Origin of the sequence: Bacillus sp. UNC125MFCrub1.1, from assembly GCF_000701305.1 — a bacterium.
Taxonomy (GTDB): domain Bacteria; phylum Bacillota; class Bacilli; order Bacillales; family Bacillaceae; genus Bacillus; species Bacillus altitudinis.
Genome location: NZ_KL370769.1, coordinates 499546 through 517182, shown reverse-complemented (window position 1 = coordinate 517182; position 17637 = coordinate 499546). Strand labels below are relative to the sequence as shown.

General features: G+C 41.7%; 18 protein-coding genes. All 18 read left to right on the top strand.

The genetic code is table 11. The features are described from left to right. Positions 1-9 precede the first annotated feature (9 nt). The 18 genes from flhA to rseP all read left to right on the top strand — a co-directional run bounded on the left by flhA (position 10) and on the right by rseP (position 17614). Positions 10-2043 (top strand): flagellar biosynthesis protein FlhA, encoded by a 2034-nt coding sequence (flhA, locus tag N521_RS15365; RefSeq protein ID WP_035392063.1) that lies wholly within the window; start codon positions 10-12, stop codon positions 2041-2043. Further along, on the top strand, positions 2043-3161 hold the full coding sequence (flhF, locus tag N521_RS15360; RefSeq protein WP_035392060.1) for a flagellar biosynthesis GTPase FlhF: 1119 nt from the start codon (positions 2043-2045) through the stop codon (positions 3159-3161). The genes flhA and flhF overlap by 1 nt, the downstream gene beginning before the upstream one ends. Next, positions 3158-4063: a MinD/ParA family protein gene (locus tag N521_RS15355; RefSeq protein WP_035392057.1), complete on the top strand. Its 906-nt coding sequence runs from the start codon at positions 3158-3160 to the stop codon at positions 4061-4063. The genes flhF and N521_RS15355 overlap by 4 nt, the downstream gene beginning before the upstream one ends. After that, complete coding sequence (locus N521_RS15350) at positions 4060-5142, top strand: protein-glutamate methylesterase/protein-glutamine glutaminase (RefSeq protein WP_008344775.1); 1083 nt, start codon at positions 4060-4062, stop codon at positions 5140-5142. Before N521_RS15355 ends, N521_RS15350 begins: the two co-directional genes overlap by 4 nt. Before the next feature lie 5 nt (positions 5143-5147). Further along, positions 5148-7175 carry a chemotaxis protein CheA gene (locus tag N521_RS15345; RefSeq protein WP_035392054.1) on the top strand — a complete coding sequence of 676 codons (2028 nt, stop codon included), beginning with the start codon at positions 5148-5150 and terminating at the stop codon, positions 7173-7175. Between the two features lie 24 nt (positions 7176-7199). Then, the gene (locus N521_RS15340) at positions 7200-7661 is read left to right on the top strand and encodes a chemotaxis protein CheW (protein WP_007499568.1); all 462 of its coding nucleotides are present in this window, start codon (positions 7200-7202) and stop codon (positions 7659-7661) included. Between the two features lie 12 nt (positions 7662-7673). Then, positions 7674-8300: a chemotaxis protein CheC gene (locus N521_RS15335; protein ID WP_007499567.1), complete on the top strand. Its 627-nt coding sequence runs from the start codon at positions 7674-7676 to the stop codon at positions 8298-8300. Then, a complete protein-coding gene (locus N521_RS15330) occupies positions 8300-8800 on the top strand; it encodes a chemotaxis protein CheD (protein WP_007499566.1) in 501 nt (166 codons plus the stop codon). The genes N521_RS15335 and N521_RS15330 overlap by 1 nt, the downstream gene beginning before the upstream one ends. 24 nt (positions 8801-8824) lie before the next feature. After that, a complete protein-coding gene (locus N521_RS15325) occupies positions 8825-9592 on the top strand; it encodes a FliA/WhiG family RNA polymerase sigma factor (RefSeq protein WP_007499565.1) in 768 nt (255 codons plus the stop codon). 21 nt (positions 9593-9613) lie between these two features. Next, a complete protein-coding gene (locus N521_RS15320) occupies positions 9614-10153 on the top strand; it encodes a hypothetical protein (protein ID WP_017359079.1) in 540 nt (179 codons plus the stop codon). A 155-nt stretch (positions 10154-10308) separates the two neighbouring features. Continuing rightward, the gene (gene rpsB / locus N521_RS15315) at positions 10309-11043 is read left to right on the top strand and encodes a 30S ribosomal protein S2 (protein WP_007499561.1); all 735 of its coding nucleotides are present in this window, start codon (positions 10309-10311) and stop codon (positions 11041-11043) included. A gap of 91 nt (positions 11044-11134) precedes the next feature. Continuing rightward, positions 11135-12016 carry a translation elongation factor Ts gene (gene tsf / locus N521_RS15310; RefSeq protein WP_007499558.1) on the top strand — a complete coding sequence of 294 codons (882 nt, stop codon included), beginning with the start codon at positions 11135-11137 and terminating at the stop codon, positions 12014-12016. 134 nt (positions 12017-12150) lie between these two features. Next, the gene (gene pyrH / locus N521_RS15305) at positions 12151-12873 is read left to right on the top strand and encodes a UMP kinase (RefSeq protein ID WP_008344767.1); all 723 of its coding nucleotides are present in this window, start codon (positions 12151-12153) and stop codon (positions 12871-12873) included. A 1-nt stretch (position 12874) separates the two neighbouring features. Next, positions 12875-13432 carry a ribosome recycling factor gene (frr, locus tag N521_RS15300; protein WP_008344764.1) on the top strand — a complete coding sequence of 186 codons (558 nt, stop codon included), beginning with the start codon at positions 12875-12877 and terminating at the stop codon, positions 13430-13432. Positions 13433-13561: 129 nt separating this feature from the next. Beyond that, complete coding sequence (locus N521_RS15295; RefSeq protein WP_007499552.1) at positions 13562-14344, top strand: isoprenyl transferase; 783 nt, start codon at positions 13562-13564, stop codon at positions 14342-14344. A 12-nt stretch (positions 14345-14356) separates the two neighbouring features. Continuing rightward, entirely contained in the window at positions 14357-15151 is a 795-nt protein-coding gene (locus N521_RS15290; protein ID WP_007499550.1) for a phosphatidate cytidylyltransferase, read from the top strand. A 39-nt stretch (positions 15152-15190) separates the two neighbouring features. Continuing rightward, complete coding sequence (gene dxr, locus N521_RS15285) at positions 15191-16342, top strand: 1-deoxy-D-xylulose-5-phosphate reductoisomerase (RefSeq protein ID WP_019744167.1); 1152 nt, start codon at positions 15191-15193, stop codon at positions 16340-16342. A gap of 6 nt (positions 16343-16348) precedes the next feature. Then, on the top strand, positions 16349-17614 hold the full coding sequence (gene rseP / locus N521_RS15280) for an RIP metalloprotease RseP (RefSeq protein WP_007499546.1): 1266 nt from the start codon (positions 16349-16351) through the stop codon (positions 17612-17614). Positions 17615-17637: the final 23 nt, after the last annotated feature.

Here is a 17637-nt window from a genome sequence, read left to right as displayed (position 1 = left end):
AGAACAGGCATGTCAGCAAGAGATTTATCTGTTTTATTCAGTGTTATTTTAATCGTGGCGATGCTGGTCATACCGTTTCCGCCCGTCCTATTAAGTATTTTAATTATTATTAATATTTCTCTTGCGCTTATCGTGCTTCTCACCACAATGAACATGCAAGAACCACTGCAATTTTCCATTTTTCCATCGTTACTTTTGCTCTTAACACTGTTTCGTTTAGGGCTTAACATCTCTACAACCCGTTCTATTTTATCAACTGGAGATGCTGGTAAGGTTGTAGAAACGTTTGGATCATTTGTTGTTGGGGGCAATATACTCGTTGGTCTGGTTGTCTTCCTTATTCTGATCATCATTCAGTTTATTGTCATCACCAAAGGGGCGGAGCGTGTATCAGAGGTTGCGGCCAGATTTACACTCGACGCGATGCCAGGTAAACAAATGAGTATTGACGCAGATTTGAATGCAGGAATGCTGACAGAAAGTGAAGCTAGAAACCGCCGTGAAAAAGTAGCAAGAGAAGCAGACTTTTATGGTGCGATGGATGGTGCAAGTAAGTTCGTTAAAGGGGATGCCATCGCAGGTATTATCATCGTTATTATCAATATTATTTTTGGCATCATTATTGGGATGATTCAGCAAGGAATGTCGATTCAAGAATCAGCTTCCCACTTTACTCTTTTAACAGTAGGGGACGGAATTGTGTCGCAAATCCCTGCACTTCTCATCTCAACAGCGACAGGGATTGTTGTCACGAGAGCGGCTTCTAACGGAAACCTTGGTTCAGACATTACGGGTCAGCTCTTTGCCTTCCCTGCCATGCTTTACGTCACAGCAGGTACGATCTTCCTGCTTGGATTGTTTACGCCAATTGGCGTACTTTTGACAGGGCCGATCGCAGGTTTACTTGCACTCGGTGCGTACATGATGTCGAAAAACAAACAGGATCAAGAAGAGATTGAAGAAGTACTGGAAGAACAGGCAGAGGTAGAAGAGATGAAAAGTCCAGAAAGCGTCATTCATCTCCTGCAAATGGATGCCATTGAATTTGAATTTGGCTACGGGTTGATCCCGCTTGCAGATGCCAATCAAGGCGGAGACCTGCTAGACCGAATTGTCATGATCAGAAGGCAGCTTGCTCTTGAACTAGGTCTTGTTATTCCAGTTGTCCGTATTCGAGACAACATTGCGCTGAACCCGAACGAATACAGGCTCAAAATAAAAGGGAACGAAGTGGCAAAAGGAGAGCTGCTGCTCGATCATTACTTAGCGATGTCTCCAACGCCTGATGATGATCCGATTGAAGGAATTGAAACAATCGAACCATCCTTTGGCCTGCCGGCAAAATGGATATCAGAAGCAGAAAAAGATCAGGCTGAAATGCTTGGGTATACAGTGGTCGATCCAGCATCTGTTGTGTCTACCCACATCACAGAGAAGATTAGACAAAACACCCATGAACTGCTTGGACGCCAAGAAACGAAGCAATTAATCGATCATCTGAAAGAAAGTTATCCAGTTCTAGTAGATGAGGTAACACCGAATCCACTAGCGGTCGGGGATATCCAAAAAGTACTTGCAAAGCTTCTGAAAGAAAAGGTCTCCATTCGAAACCTTGTGACCATTTTTGAGACCCTTGCAGACTACGGAAAATTAACGACTGATACAGACTTGCTAACAGAGTATGTTAGACAGGCACTTGCAAGACAGATTACTGCACAGTATGCAAGAGAAAATGAATCACTGAAAGTCGTGACATGCTCAGGCCGAGTCGAAAAGGTGATTGCAGACAGCGTGCAGCAAACAGAGCATGGGAACTACTTATCGTTAGATCCAGAATCCTCTGAAAGTGTGATTCAATCAGTGGCGAGAGAAATTGAACAGCTTTCGCTTCGTCAGGAAACGCCGGTTCTATTATGCTCACCTCCTATAAGAATGTACGTCAAACAGTTGTTAGAAAGATATTTCCCAGATTTACCGGTACTATCTTATAACGAACTAGAAGCAAATGTGGAAGTACAGAGCATCGGAGTGGTGGATATCTAATGAAAATGAAAAAAATCACAGCGAATTCTATGCAGGAGGCAACGATCCAAATCAGGCAGCAGCTTGGGAAGGATGCCGTCATATTAAATTCGAAAACCGTTGTCAAACGAAAGCTGTTCGGTTTAAAGAAACAGCAAATGGTCGAAGTGATTGCAGTGCTGGATCAAGATTTTGAAGAAAGAGCCGGCAAAGGATTACAACCAGCAGCTGCGCCTATCCCGGTGTTACCGAAAAAGGAGCAGACTCAACACCTTACACAAGAGCTGCCGGCTGCTGCTCAAGCAGTCAAAGCAGCGCCTTCTCATTCTCAGCCTATAGAATATGCAAGAAACGAACGCCATGCCGGGATCTTGCCGGATTCTCTCATGAAAATGGATCAAAAGCTAAAGGATCAAGGTCTTGATGATGAGATTCGAGATGAATGCTTAAAGGGTCTTTTAACAAAGGGTGCTGTGAAAGAAGAGCAGATTGAAAAAGAACTTGAAAAATTACTCACAGGGTTGCTGCCGGCTCACACTTCTGATGAGCCGATGATTCGTTCGAAATACATTGTGCTGTTTGGTTCAACTGGTGCTGGTAAAACGACAACGATTGCAAAGCTGGCTGCGAAAACGGCTATTCAGCAGCAAAAGAAAATTGCTTTTATCACAACAGATACGTACCGGATTGCAGCGATTGAACAACTAAAAACATATGCTGAACTGCTGAATGCACCTCTTGAGGTTTGTTATTCAAGAGAGGACTTTGTGAAAGCACAGCAGACCTTTAAAGACTATGATCATATTTTCATCGATACAGCAGGCCGTAACTTTAAAGAAGAGGCGTACATCAAAGAGCTGACAGATATCATTCCATTTGATGAAAGCATTCAAAGTTTTCTTGTCATGAGTGCGACATCGAAATATCAAGATATGAAAGCCATGGTCAAACGTTTTGAACACGTTCCAATCGATCAATTTATTTTCACAAAAGTTGATGAAACAGACACGATGGGAACGATCTTTCAAATCATTGCAGAATCTCAAATCGGGCTCGGGTTTTTAACAAATGGTCAAAATGTGCCTGAGGATATTCTTGAGAGTTCCCCCCTTGATTTGACAAGGATGGTCTTACAATGATGAAGCCTGACCAAGCCGAAGGTTTAAGAAAGCTTGTTCAGCAGAACCAACTGATTGTACCGAACTCTCTTCGTGCGAATGGACAAGCGAAAACCATTGCTGTCATGAGCGGTAAAGGCGGAGTAGGTAAATCGAATTTGACGCTGAATATGGCACTGTCTATCGCAAGTACGGGCAAGCAAGTGCTCATCATCGACCTCGACTTTGGCATGGGGAATATTGATATTTTACTAGGGAAAACATCGACCAGCTCTATATTAGACGTGCTTGTTAGGAAAAAATCCTTCCAAGCGGCTATGACAAAAGGAACGGACAATCTGTATTACATTTCTGGCGGAAGCGGGCTTGAACAGCTGTTTTCTTTAGACAAAGATCAATGGTCGTTCTTTTTAGAAGAGATGGAGAAAATATTGAATGACTTTGATTGTATATTCTTTGATATGGGTGCAGGCTTGTCAAAAGATCAACTCCCTTTTGTCTTATCGGCAGGAGAAGTGGTTGTTGTGACAACGCCAGAACCAACATCCATCATGGATGCCTACAGCGCAATTAAGCACTTAGCCATTCATCAGTTTGAACAGTCTGTTCAAATCATTGTCAACCGGTGTAAAACCCCTTCGGAAGGATCTGAAACGTACCGGAAATTAGCAGGAGTGGTGACGTCCTTTCTACACCGAAAGCTTGTATTTGCTGGTGCGGTACCTGATGATCCTGCTGTTCCTAAAGCAGTCACTGAACAAATGCCATTTTATATGAAGCAGCCTCATTCAAGGCTAAGTAAAACCATTAAAATGCTGGCTGAAACACTTTATCATCAGCAGATAAGAGAGGCACAGAGAGAGCAGCATACGTTTATAGATAAGTTGTCCTCTTTTTTTAAAAGGAGGAAGGTGGACTCATGATTAGAGTGCTTGTAGTAGATGACTCGGCTTTTATGAGAAAACTCATCAGTGATTTCCTAAGTGCCGAGCAAGAAATTGAAGTCGTCGGAACGGCGCGAAATGGAGAAGATGCCTTAAAGCGGATTAAGGAATTGAATCCAGATGTTGTCACACTTGATGTGGAAATGCCTGTTCTAAATGGAACAGAAGCATTAAAACAAATTCTGGCTGAACACGACCTTGCTGTGATTATGGTGTCAAGCCAGACGAAGCAAGGGAAGGAATTAACCATCCATTGCTTAGAACTCGGTGCTTTTGACTTTGTGACAAAGCCTTCAGGAAGTATTTCGCTCGATTTACACAAAGTAAGAGGTCAAATTGTAGAGCGGGTACTTGCGGCAGGCCTGTCGAGAAAACGTACTGAGAAACAAGTTTCTCCTAAGCCGTTCATGAAGCCGCCAAGTCCAATTCCAGCGGCCGCTCCCCGCCTGCAAGAAGTAAGAAGCGGCTCATCACTCCGAAAGATTATTTCAATCGGAACTTCTACGGGAGGGCCTAGGGCGCTTCAACGAGTCGTCACGAAGCTGCCAAAAGACATAGAGGCGCCGATTTTGATTGTGCAGCATATGCCGGCAGGATTTACGGCATCGCTGGCTACTAGATTAGATCATTTATCACAAATTACAATCAAAGAAGCTCAAGATGGAGACATCGCTAAAAATGGAGTGGCTTACATAGCTCCTGGTGGATTGAATATGTCACTTCATGAACAAGGGGCAGCTTTAGTGATCAGGCTGTCCCCAGAAGACACTGACAGCCGTCACAAACCTTCTGTTAACTATTTATTTGAATCCATCAGCAACATAAAAGGTTACGAGAAAATCGCTGTCATTATGACAGGAATGGGTAGTGATGGCACAGAAGGTGTCAAAAAAATGGTCGCAAGCGGTCATACAAAAGTCATTGCAGAAAAAGAAGAATCATGTGTTGTTTTCGGAATGCCTAAATCAGTCATTAAAGCAGGCCTTGCACATGAAACAAGGCATGTGGATGACATCGCACATGCAATTATAAGCTCCATGAAAAAAGAGAGGGCGTGAACACGTTGGATGTAAACCAATACTTAGATATCTTTTTAGATGAAAGCAGAGAACACTTACAAACTTGTAATGAAAAACTTCTTGAATTAGAAAAGAACCCAACAGACTTGCAGCTAGTGAATGATATATTCAGAGCCGCTCATACACTGAAAGGCATGAGTGCAACGATGGGCTTTGATGATATGGCTCAATTAACACATCATTTAGAAAACATGTTTGATGCCATCAGAAACGAACAAATGATTGTCACTCCTGAATCAATGGATACGATGTTTGAAGCACTCGATCACCTTGAAGCAATGGTTCAATCGATTGCAGAGGGCGGGGATGGAAAACGTGATGTCACGGAGATTAGTAAAAAACTAGATGTGACAGGAAGCCATGCAGAAACAGCATCTGCCGTTGAGACAGCTGAAGCATCATCAGCTGCAAGCGACCTAAATTATAACGAATTTGAGCGTACAGTTCTTGATGAAGCAAGAGAACAAGGCTTTAAATGTTATGAGCTGACCGTGACATTAAGTGACGCATGCTTATTAAAAGCCGTTCGTGTCTATATGATTTTTGAAAGACTGAACGAAGCAGGAGAAGTTGTCAAAACGGTTCCGAATGCAGAACTTTTAGAATCAGAAGATTTTGAATCTGAATTCAGCATTTCTTACTTATCGAAACAGCCGATGGAAGAAGTGAAAAAAATCGTGACAGCGATCTCAGAGGTTGAACAAGTGGAGATTTCTGAAGTCTCTGCCTTTGAAGAAGCGGCTCCGGCTGAAACAAAAGCAGCGAAACCTGAGCAGAAAAATGAAGAAGCCACAGTTCCTGCCGCTAAAGCGCCAGCAAACGATGCGCCAAAAGCAAATGGCAATAACGGTGCAGCTGCCGGCGGAACGAAAACGATCCGTGTCAACATCGATCGTCTAGATTCACTTATGAACCTGTTTGAAGAGCTTGTCATAGATAGAGGACGTTTAGAACAGATTGCCAAAGAACTTGAAAACAACGAACTCACGGATACAGTGGAAAGAATGTCCCGTATTTCTGGAGACCTGCAATCGATCATCTTGAACATGAGAATGGTACCTGTAGAAACGGTGTTTAACAGATTCCCACGTATGATTCGTCAATTGACGAAAGAGCTCAATAAGAAAATTGAACTGATCATTGAAGGTGCTGAGACAGAGCTTGATCGAACAGTGATCGATGAAATTGGCGATCCGCTCTTACACTTACTTAGAAACAGTCTCGATCACGGGATTGAATCACCAGAAGAACGTGTGAAAAAAGGCAAACCAGAAAAAGGAACCGTTCTATTAAAAGCGTATCATAGCGGAAACCATGTCTTCATTGAAGTAGAAGATGATGGCGGCGGGATTAACCGTAAAAAGGTCCTTGAAAAAGCATTAGAGCGCGGGGTTATTACAGAAAGAGAAGCGGAAACGCTTGAAGATCACCAAATTGATTCATTGATCTTTGCAGCAGGGTTCTCTACAGCTGATACGATTTCTGATATTTCGGGCCGAGGTGTAGGTCTTGACGTTGTGAAAAACAAGCTGGAATCATTAGGTGGTTCTGTGAGTATTAACTCAACAGAAGGTCAAGGCTCACTGTTCTCAATTCAGCTTCCACTCACATTATCGATCATTTCCGTCCTTCTTGTGAAACTAGAGGAAGAAACATTTGCTATTCCGATTTCTTCTATTATAGAAACGGCTGTCATTAAGAAGAGTGACATCCTTCAAACGCATGATCGTGAAGTCATTGATTTCCGTGGATTTATCGTACCGGTTGTGTACTTGAAGAAACAGTTCAACGTACCAAATGCGAATGATTTAGAAGAAGAACTGCACATTATTGTTGTCCGTAAAGGAGACAAGCTAACAGCATTTGTGGTCGATTCGTTTATCGGTCAGCAAGAGGTTGTATTGAAATCACTTGGAGATTACCTACCAAACGTATTTGCGATATCAGGCGCAACAATCTTAGGTGACGGTCAGGTTGCACTCATCGTTGACTGTAATGCACTGATTAAGTAAAAAACAATAGAGGAGCGGTCTGAAATGAGTACAGATATCAAAACTGGCGAAAAGATGATTGTGTTTATCGTAAACAAAAAAGAATACGCCATTTCAGTATCAGAAGTAAAGTCCATTGAAAAATGGCAGCAGCCGACAAGAGTTCCTGGCGTTGCCCCTTATATATGCGGTGTCATTAATCTACGTGGTGTCGTGACACCTGTCATTGACCTTAGAGTGAGACTTGGATCAACTGACAACGAGATTACAGACGAAACAAGAATGATTATTGTACAAGTTGGTGACATTGAAGTCGGCTGGATTGTTGATGAAGCAAATGATGTCATTACTGTTCATCAGGAAGAGGTAGAATCTTCTACTGATACAGCTGAAAAAGAAGGACTGTCATGGGTGACAGGTATTATTAAGCATGATCAGCGTCTATTCAATATCATTCATGCTGGTGCGGTCCTCGACAAGAGCGTGCAAGATGCACCTGTTCATTAAGGGGGATGTGAGATGAGCATTTTCAATGAAATTAAAGATGAACAGCTAGATATATTAAGTGAGGTTGGGAATATCGGAGCAGGCCATGCAGCGTCTGCTCTTGCCAGCCTATTGAATCGCAAAATTGATATGGCTGTTCCTTTTGTCAAAGTTCTCTCGTTTGAAGATTTAATGGATTTCTTTGGTGGAGCAGACCTTCCAGTTGCCAGTATCTTTTTGCGAATGGAGGGTGATCTTACCGGTTCAATCTTTTTCATTATGCCGTTTGAACAAGCTGAACAATTTGTAAGAGAGCTTGTTCAGGACCCAGCATTTGATATTGATACGATTCATGAACACATGCTAGGAACATCAGCGCTTCATGAGTTAGGAAATATTTTAGCAGGCTCTTATTTATCAGCACTTGCCGATTTAACAAAACTGCAGCTTCACCCAAGTGTTCCAGATGTCACGCTCGACATGTTTGGGGCTGTCATTAGTGAAGGATTAATGCAGTTTAGCCCTCTCGGCGATCAGGCGATTGTGATTGATACATCTATTTTTGATGATCAAAATCAGCAAGAGCTGAAAGGAAATATGTTTCTATTACCAGACTTTGAATCGTTTGAAAAACTGTTCAAAGCATTAGGTAACCTATAATGAACGTGCAGATTCCGGCAGTTGTAAAGGTTGGTATAGCGGATGTTCAGCTTGTGAAAACACCGGACCGTATTCGGACATCCGGTCTCGGTTCTTGCGTAGGACTTGTCCTTTTTGACCAAGAAAAAAAACTGGCAGGACTTGTCCATGTCATGCTTCCAGACTCCTCTCTTTCAAAAGGAGCGGTAGAGAACTTGGCTAAGTATGCAGATACAGGTGTCAAGCATACAATTGATCTGCTCTTAAAAGAAGGAGCGCGCAAACATGCGCTAAAAGCGAAGCTTGCTGGCGGCGCAGAAATGTTTAAATTTAAGTCAACCAATGATCTGATGAGAATTGGACCTAGAAATGTATCAGCTGTGAAAGAACATCTGTCTCTTCATCATATCCCGATCATTAGTGAGGACACGGGCGGAAACAATGGACGCACGATTGAATTCGATCCGCTTACAACAGAACTTGAGATCCGCACTGTGAAACAAGGCATTATGAAGATATAACTAAGGAAGTATAGGGGGAGAAAGATGCAATCCTTAAATTACGAAGATCAGGCGCTATGGGCTAGATGGAAAGAGTGGAAGGACCCAGCTGCTGGAGATGATCTTATGCGCCGCTATATGCCGCTCGTCACATATCATGTTGGAAGAATTTCCATCGGTCTCCCGAAGTCAGTGCACAAAGAAGACTTGATCAGTCTAGGGATGCTCGGTTTATATGATGCCCTTGAAAAATTTGACCCCGGAAGAGATCTGAAGTTTGATACATATGCATCCTTCAGAATTCGTGGGGCCATCATCGACGGTCTTCGTAAAGAGGACTGGCTGCCTCGTACATCAAGAGAAAAAACAAAAAAAGTAGAAGCGGCAATTGAAAAGCTTGAACAGCGATATTTACGAAATGTGACACCAACAGAGGTTGCTGAAGAACTCGGCATGAGTGAACAAGATGTGGTCACAACGATGAATGAAGGGTTCTTTGCGAATTTGCTCTCGATTGATGAGAAGCTGCATGATCAAGAAGACGGAGAAAACGTTCAAGTCATGATTCGCGACGAAAAGACTGTGACACCTGAAGAAAAAATGCTGAAAGATGAATTAATTGAACAGCTTGCCGAAAAAATGACAGAGCTTTCGGAAAAAGAAAAGCTTGTGATAAGTCTTTTCTATAAAGAGGAATTGACGTTAACGGAAATTGGTCAAGTGCTTAATTTATCGACCTCCCGCATTTCGCAAATTCATTCAAAGGCATTGTTCAAGCTTAAGCATCTGCTTGATAAAGCCATTCAATCTTAAAGAGTTAGTGAGTGAAAAAATATGCTATGGCTGATTAGCTTTATGCTTCATGCTGCACTTATTTATTTTGTGATCATTTTATACACGAGAATGAATTCGCTGAAGGCAACAGAACAAAAGCAGCGAGAGCTTTTAGAAGAAACGGAAAATACCCTGGCTGCATTTTTGATGGAAGTCAAAGAAGAGAATGAAAAACTATCAAAAGCTGCAGCCACTTCCCCTGATTTTTCTGCTGAAGAGCTGAAATCGGATCTTCAGACACCAAAGCAGCCACAACCACCAATTGAATCCCTGCAATCGGTAGAAAGTGAAGATCCAGTTCCAGAGCACCTGTCGACTCTCCTTAGCGAAGTTGAGGTGCAGGAAGAGAAGGTAAACGAACCCGTTTCAAGTCTCGAAACAGAAGCTTCTACGCCTTCTGAAAGTGAAATAGAAGAAACATTCGAGGAACAAGTAAAGGCCTTATATGATCAAGGGCTATCATTAGAAGAAATAGCGAAAGAATTAAAAACGGGCAAGACAGAAATCGAACTTTTATTAAAATTTAGCGGAAAGCTGTAAAGGATTCTTGATTGTCAGTCCATCATGTGTTATATTATTTCTTGGTGTTAAATACACACGCTTAATGATTCGTATGAAGGTGCTGCCGTGGCGCAGTTTTATGTGAACATGACTTAAGCGGAGGAAAAAAAACCATTATATTAGGAGGCAACAACATGTCAGTTATTTCTATGAAACAATTGCTAGAAGCTGGTGTTCACTTCGGTCACCAAACACGCCGTTGGAACCCAAAAATGAAGCGTTACATCTTTACAGAGCGTAACGGTATCTACATCATCGATCTTCAAAAAACGGTGAAAAAAGTAGAGGAAGCTTACAACTTCACGAAAAACCTTGCTGCTGATGGAGGAAAAATCCTTTTCGTTGGTACGAAAAAGCAAGCACAAGATTCAGTGAAAGAAGAAGCAATCCGTTCTGGTATGTTCTATGTAAACCAACGCTGGCTTGGTGGAACGTTAACAAACTTTGAAACAATCCAAAAACGTATCAAACGTTTAAAAGATATTGAAAAAATGCAAGAAAACGGTACGTTCGAAGTTCTTCCTAAGAAAGAAGTCGTTCAACTGAAAAAAGAATTAGAACGTCTTGAAAAATTCCTAGGCGGAATCAAAGACATGAAGGGTCTTCCAGATGCACTTTTCATTATCGACCCTCGTAAAGAGCGTATTGCAGTTGCAGAAGCTCGTAAATTGAATATCCCAATTATCGGTATCGTTGACACAAACTGTGATCCAGACGAAATTGATGTTGTGATCCCTGCAAACGATGATGCAATCCGTGCTGTAAAACTTCTAACTGCTAAAATGGCAGATGCGATTCTTGAGTCTAAACAAGGCGAAGAAGAAGCTGTTGTAGAAGAAACGACAGAAACTGAAACAACAACTGCGTAACCTATTCAAAAGGTGATAAGAGGGAACTGCCTTTTATCACCTTTTTTTCACCTAGTAATCCGTGTTTTAACATAGAAGGAGGAAATGTAAAATGGCAATTACTGCTCAATTAGTAAAAGAACTGCGTCAAAAAACTGGTGCAGGTATGATGGACTGTAAAAAAGCGTTAACAGAAACTGATGGTGACATCGATAAAGCAATCGATCTTCTAAGAGAAAAAGGGATCGCAAAAGCTGCGAAAAAAGCAGACCGTATTGCGGCAGAAGGATTAACTCTTATTAAAACTGACGGCAACACTGGCGTTATCCTAGAAGTGAACTCTGAGACTGATTTCGTTGCGAAAAACGAAGGATTCCAAAATCTTCTTAACGAACTTGCTGATCATTTACTTGCTGCGAAACCTGCAACAATTGAAGAAGCACATGCTTCTAAAATGGAAAATGGTTCAACAGTTGAAGAACATATTACTTCTGCAATTGCGAAAATCGGAGAAAAAATTACGCTGCGCCGTTTCTCAGTCATCACAAAAGAAGATAACGCTGCATTCGGTTCTTACTTACACATGGGCGGACGCATCGGTGTATTAGCGGTTCTTAACGGAACAACTGATGAAGAGCTTGCGAGAGACATCGCAATGCACGTTGCTGCTGTAAACCCTAAATACATTTCTCGTGACCAAGTGTCTGAAGAAGAAGCAAACCGTGAGCGTGAAGTATTAACACAACAAGCGCTTCAAGAAGGAAAGCCTGAAAATATCGTTGCTAAAATGGTAGAAGGCCGTCTAAACAAATTCTTCGAAGAAATTTGCTTACTTGACCAAGCATTCGTTAAAAACCCAGATGAAAAAGTGAAACAAGTTGTAGGTGCGAAAAACGCAACTGTTCAAACTTATGTTCGCTATGAAGTGGGCGAAGGTATCGAAAAGCGTCAAGACAACTTTGCTGAAGAAGTTATGAGCCAAGTGAAAAAATAATGTTTGAAAAGCTCTCTGGGGCTTTTTTAGGGAGCACAAGCACTGTGTTCCCTATTTTTTAGAGGATATTGATTTACAAAAGGCGGTTTCTTACGCATAATAAGAGACGGTATAGTTTACACTTGGAGGTTATCATGAGCAAACCGAAATATAATCGCATTGTACTGAAGCTAAGTGGAGAAGCACTAGCTGGTGATGCTGGAAATGGAATTAACCCAACTGTCATTCAATCAATTGCAAAGCAAGTAAAAGAAATTGCAGAACTTGATGTTGAAGTTGCAGTCGTTGTAGGTGGAGGAAACCTTTGGCGTGGTAAGACAGGCAGTGACTTAGGAATGGACCGGGCAACAGCAGACTATATGGGGATGCTTGCAACAGTGATGAATTCATTGGCATTACAAGACAGCCTAGAAACGCTTGGTATTCAGTCTAGAGTACAAACCTCTATCGAAATGAGACAGGTTGCAGAGCCATACATAAGAAGAAAAGCGATCCGTCACCTTGAGAAGAAACGTGTCGTGATTTTTGCTGCAGGTACTGGTAACCCTTATTTCTCTACTGATACAACAGCAGCACTTCGTGCAGCTGAAATTGAAGCAGATGTCATTTTAATGGCGAAAAACAATGTAGACGGTGTCTACAGTGCTGATCCTCGTACAGATGCGGATGCAGTAAAATATGATAAGCTTTCATATCTTGATGTACTAAAAGAAGGGCTTGCTGTAATGGATTCTACTGCGTCCTCATTATGTATGGACAATGACATTCCATTAATCGTCTTCTCTATTATGGAAGAAGGAAATATTAAACGTGCCGTCAATGGCGAATCAATCGGAACGATCGTGAGGGGGAAATAACGTGTCAAAAGAAGTGTTGAACCAAACAAAAGAAAAAATGGAAAAAGCCGTTCAAGCATACGGACGTGAACTAGCAACTGTCCGTGCGGGCAGAGCTAATGCTTCCCTTTTAGACAAAGTAACAGTGGATTACTATGGTGCGCAAACACCACTAAACCAAATTGCGTCAATTACAGTGCCAGAAGCACGTATGCTGATTATCACACCTTACGATAAAACAGCGATCGGTGATATCGAAAAGGCGATCCAAAAGTCTGATCTTGGTATCACACCAACAAGTGACGGAAACGTGATCCGTATTGCGATCCCAGCACTAACAGAAGAAAGACGTAAAGAACTTGTAAAAGTTGTGAGAAAATACTCAGAAGAAGCAAAAGTAGCTGTTCGTAACGTTCGTCGTGATGCAAACGATGAATTGAAAAAGCTAGAGAAAAATGGGGAGATCACTGAAGATGAATTAAGATCATCTACAGAGGATGTTCAAAAATTGACAGATGAATATGTCGCTAAAATTGATGAAGTGACAAAAGATAAAGAAAAAGAAATCATGGAAGTTTAAGAAAAAACTATGTACAATAGATAATAGTGAAAAGACCCTCTTCATGTTTACAGGGGGTTTTTTTGTTAATACTGTTGAGGACTATATTATTAGCGGGAACGCAACCTTTTTGGGTGATGGAGGAATCTCATGCTCAATATACTCAAAAATTGGAAGAATCAGCAAACAGCAGCTTCCAACTTAGAAAGCCTGACAAAAGAAGACATATTAAATGGAGAAATTCCTGAACATATCGCCATTATCATGGATGGGAATGGAAGATGGGCGAAGAAACGTGCGCTTCCACGGGTAGCAGGACATCATGAAGGAATGAAAGTTGTCAAGCGCATGACCAAGCTTGCAAATGAGCTGAATGTCAAAGTGCTGACTTTGTATGCTTTCTCTACAGAAAATTGGAAACGTCCAAAACTAGAAGTAGACTTTTTAATGAAGCTTCCTGAAGAGTTTCTAAACATCTATCTGCCTGAACTCATCGAGGAAAATGTCCGTGTACGTTTAACAGGTGATCCAGACGGCCTCCCGCAGCATACGAAAAAAGCGGTAGAGAACGCAGTGAAGAGTACGGCGAATAATGACGGACTCATTTTAAATTTTGCGCTCAATTATGGAGGACGGACAGAAATTATTTCTGCATGCAGACAAATTTCTGAAAAAGTCAAAGAAGGCAAGCTTCGAGCAGAAGACATCACAGAAGAGATGTTTTCAGCTTATTTAATGACAGAATCTCTTCAAGATCCGGATTTGCTTATTCGCACGAGTGGAGAAATTAGATTAAGCAACTTTATGCTTTGGCAAATTGCATACAGCGAGTTTGTCTTTACGGATGTGCTTTGGCCTGACTTTTCTGATGAGCATCTCATAGGCGCTATCGGAGAGTACCAGCGCCGCGGCCGGAGGTTCGGTGGAATTTAGAGGGTGGTGCAGATGAAACAAAGAATTTTGACGGGTGTTCTGGCAGCTGCAGTGTTTTTACTTGCAGTGATTTATGGACAAATGCCATTTACCCTGCTGATTTATTTAATGGGAAGTGTCGCTCTCTTTGAGCTTCTTAGAATGAAAAAGATTTCGATTTTCAGCTTTCCTGGCATTGTCAGCTTAATATTGCTTTGGCTTTTAATGGGCGGAGAAAATAGCTTCTTCCCGAACGTAGACGCATCAAAAATGCAGATTGCTTTATTTGCAGTCTTAATCCTTTTAACTTATACAGTTCTGAGCAAAAACTCTTTCACATTCGATGAGGTTGCTTTTGTTATATTAGCCACATTATATATTGGCGTTAGTTTCTATTATTTTATTCAAATTAGAGGCTTGTATGGCATGAGTGCGATCTTCTTCGCAGCGGTGATTATTTGGTCCACTGACTCAGGTGCCTATTTTATTGGGAAATCTATGGGGAAACGAAAGCTTTGGCCAGAGATCAGCCCAAACAAAACAGTAGAAGGATTTATCGGCGGAATCGTCACAGCGGTCGTGCTGTCACTTGTGTTCCAGGCGGTTACAGGATTTTTGCCATCATATCTGCTTGTTATGTTTATTACTCTTTTGCTAAGTATTTTTGGACAGCTTGGCGACCTTGTGGAATCTGCTTTAAAGCGTCATTACCATGTGAAGGATTCAGGGACAATACTCCCAGGTCATGGCGGAATTTTGGACAGGTTTGACAGCTTTTTATTCGTTCTGCCGTTTTTATATCTATTGCTGGCCACGTTTGCTAGCTAACCTCATAGAAACTAATTGAACGAGAGAAGGAGTGGCAATTTGAAATATATTTCGCTATTAGGCGCAACAGGATCAATTGGAGAACAAACATTAGATGTGATCAGGCAGCATCCAGACAAATTCAAGTTGAAAGCGATGACGTTTGGCAGAAATATAGACAAGGCCATCCCTATCATTGAACAATTTCAGCCTGAATTTGTTGGATGTGTAGACGAAGAGACCTATCGCACGTTAAAAGGTCATTCATTTCAATACGATGTCAAAATGGCTGCGGGTGATGAAGCGAACATCGAAGCAGCGACCTATGATGCAGTGGATGTTGTGGTCAATGCACTGGTAGGAAGTGTCGGACTTGTGCCGACATTAAAAGCCATTGAACAAAAAAAGACGATCGCACTTGCAAATAAGGAAACACTTGTGACAGCTGGTCATATAGTAAAAGAGTACGCCAAAAAGTATGACGTGCCTTTACTTCCTGTCGATAGTGAACACTCCGCTATTTTTCAATCCCTGCAAGGTGAACAAGCTAAAAACATTGAACGCTTAATCGTCACAGCTTCAGGCGGCAGTTTCCGAGATAAAAAACGCACGGAGCTTGAAGGTGTCACGGTTGAAGAAGCGCTGAATCATCCAAACTGGTCCATGGGCGCAAAAATCACGATTGATTCAGCGACCATGATGAATAAGGGGCTTGAGGTGATTGAGGCGCATTGGCTGTTTGATATCCCATACGATCAAATTGATGTGCTGTTACATAAAGAGAGCATCATCCATTCCATGGTGGAATTCCATGACAAAAGTGTCATGGCTCAGTTAGGTACACCTGACATGAGGGTTCCGATTCAATACGCGCTCACTTACCCTGATAGAGCGCCATTAAAAGAAGCGAAATCATTAAACCTTTGGGAGATTGGACAATTAAATTTCCAAAAAGCGGATTTTGACAGGTATCGCTGCTTACATTTTGCTTATGAATCAGGTAAAATAGGAGGGACAATGCCTACTGTGCTTAATGCAGCCAATGAAATAGCTGTTGATGCATTTCTAAAAGGCAAAGTAACGTTCCTGCAAATTGAAGAATTGATTGAAAAGGCACTGAACAGACATCATGTGATTTCAACGCCTAGTTTGCAAGATATCCATGAAGTGGACAAAGATACACGAGACTTTGTTCAATCAATCCTCGCATAAGGTGGTATGTTCGTGAATACAGTGATTGCGTTTATTATTATTTTTGGAACGCTCGTTTTTTTCCACGAGCTTGGCCATTTAATTATGGCGCAGCGCGCAGGCATTTTATGCCGCGAGTTCGCAATTGGTTTTGGACCGAAGATTTTCTCCTTTAAACGAAAAGAAACCGTCTATACCATCAGACTTCTGCCAATCGGCGGATTTGTTAAAATGGCTGGAGAAGATCCTGAAGTCATTGAAATTAAACCGGGTCATACAGTGGGGCTCTTATTCAATGAGCAAAATGAAGTAGAAAAAATCATTTTAAATGATAAAGAGAAATATCCTGATGCACTTGTCATTGAAGTTGAACAAATTGATTTAGATCATGCGATGAGAATTTCAGGATATGAGGCTGGAAATGAAGACATCCTGACTGGCTACAATGTAAGCCAAACAAGCTTCTATATTGCAGATGGTGAAGAAATTCAAATTGCACCATACAACCGTCAGTTTGGTTCAAAAACAGTATGGCAGCGCATTAAAGCCATTGCAGCTGGACCGATTATGAACTTTATCTTGGCATATGTGATTCTTGTGGCTTTAGGATTTATTCAAGGTGTAACCGTGGATGATCCTGTACTTGGTAAGCTGACAAAAGACGGCCGGGCAGCGCAAGCTGGGCTTATGCAGGGAGATCATATCGTTTCAATTAACGGGGATAAAATGAATTCTTGGACAGACGTTGTTCAAACGGTTCAAAAAAACCCAGATAAAAAAATGAATGTCGTCATTGACCGAGATGGCAAAGAAAGCACCATTCAGGTTGTACCGGAAGCTGTGAAGGCAGAAGGAAAAACCATTGGCCGTTTTGGCTCTTATCCGCCAACGGAAAATGGCTTTCTCAAAGTCATTTCATCCTCAGGCACTACAGTGATATCTACAGCAGGTCTCATCTTAACGAACTTGCAAAAGATTGTCACAGGGCAATTTTCGTTAGATATGCTTGCAGGTCCTGTTGGAATATATGACATGACAGGAGAAGTAGCGAAACAAGGTGTGTTAACATTAATGCAGTTTGCTGCGTTTCTTAGTATCAACTTAGGGATCGTGAATTTATTACCGATTCCTGCATTAGACGGAGGAAGATTACTTTTCCTATTCGTTGAAGCCATTCGCGGCAAACCAATTAATCGTGAGAAAGAGGCACTTGTTGTCTTCATTGGTGTTGCGTTCCTCATGCTATTAATGCTAGTAGTGACATGGAATGACATCCAGCGATTATTTTTATAAAAACCATTCTCTCTTGTTTCTCA

Bases quoted from the DNA above. Each gene is read 5' to 3' on its own strand.
- flhA (WP_035392063.1), top strand. From the start codon at position 10: ATGTCAGCAAGAGATTTATCTGTTTTATTCAGTGTTATTTTAATCGTG.
- flhF (WP_035392060.1), top strand. From the start codon at position 2,043: ATGAAAATGAAAAAAATCACAGCGAATTCTATGCAGGAGGCAACGATC.
- N521_RS15355 (WP_035392057.1), top strand. From the start codon at position 3,158: ATGATGAAGCCTGACCAAGCCGAAGGTTTAAGAAAGCTTGTTCAGCAG.
- N521_RS15350 (WP_008344775.1), top strand. From the start codon at position 4,060: ATGATTAGAGTGCTTGTAGTAGATGACTCGGCTTTTATGAGAAAACTC.
- N521_RS15340 (WP_007499568.1), top strand. From the start codon at position 7,200: ATGAGTACAGATATCAAAACTGGCGAAAAGATGATTGTGTTTATCGTA.
- N521_RS15335 (WP_007499567.1), top strand. From the start codon at position 7,674: ATGAGCATTTTCAATGAAATTAAAGATGAACAGCTAGATATATTAAGT.
- N521_RS15330 (WP_007499566.1), top strand. From the start codon at position 8,300: ATGAACGTGCAGATTCCGGCAGTTGTAAAGGTTGGTATAGCGGATGTT.
- N521_RS15325 (WP_007499565.1), top strand. From the start codon at position 8,825: ATGCAATCCTTAAATTACGAAGATCAGGCGCTATGGGCTAGATGGAAA.
- N521_RS15320 (WP_017359079.1), top strand. From the start codon at position 9,614: ATGCTATGGCTGATTAGCTTTATGCTTCATGCTGCACTTATTTATTTT.
- rpsB (WP_007499561.1), top strand. From the start codon at position 10,309: ATGTCAGTTATTTCTATGAAACAATTGCTAGAAGCTGGTGTTCACTTC.
- tsf (WP_007499558.1), top strand. From the start codon at position 11,135: ATGGCAATTACTGCTCAATTAGTAAAAGAACTGCGTCAAAAAACTGGT.
- pyrH (WP_008344767.1), top strand. From the start codon at position 12,151: ATGAGCAAACCGAAATATAATCGCATTGTACTGAAGCTAAGTGGAGAA.
- N521_RS15295 (WP_007499552.1), top strand. From the start codon at position 13,562: ATGCTCAATATACTCAAAAATTGGAAGAATCAGCAAACAGCAGCTTCC.
- N521_RS15290 (WP_007499550.1), top strand. From the start codon at position 14,357: ATGAAACAAAGAATTTTGACGGGTGTTCTGGCAGCTGCAGTGTTTTTA.
- rseP (WP_007499546.1), top strand. From the start codon at position 16,349: ATGTTCGTGAATACAGTGATTGCGTTTATTATTATTTTTGGAACGCTC.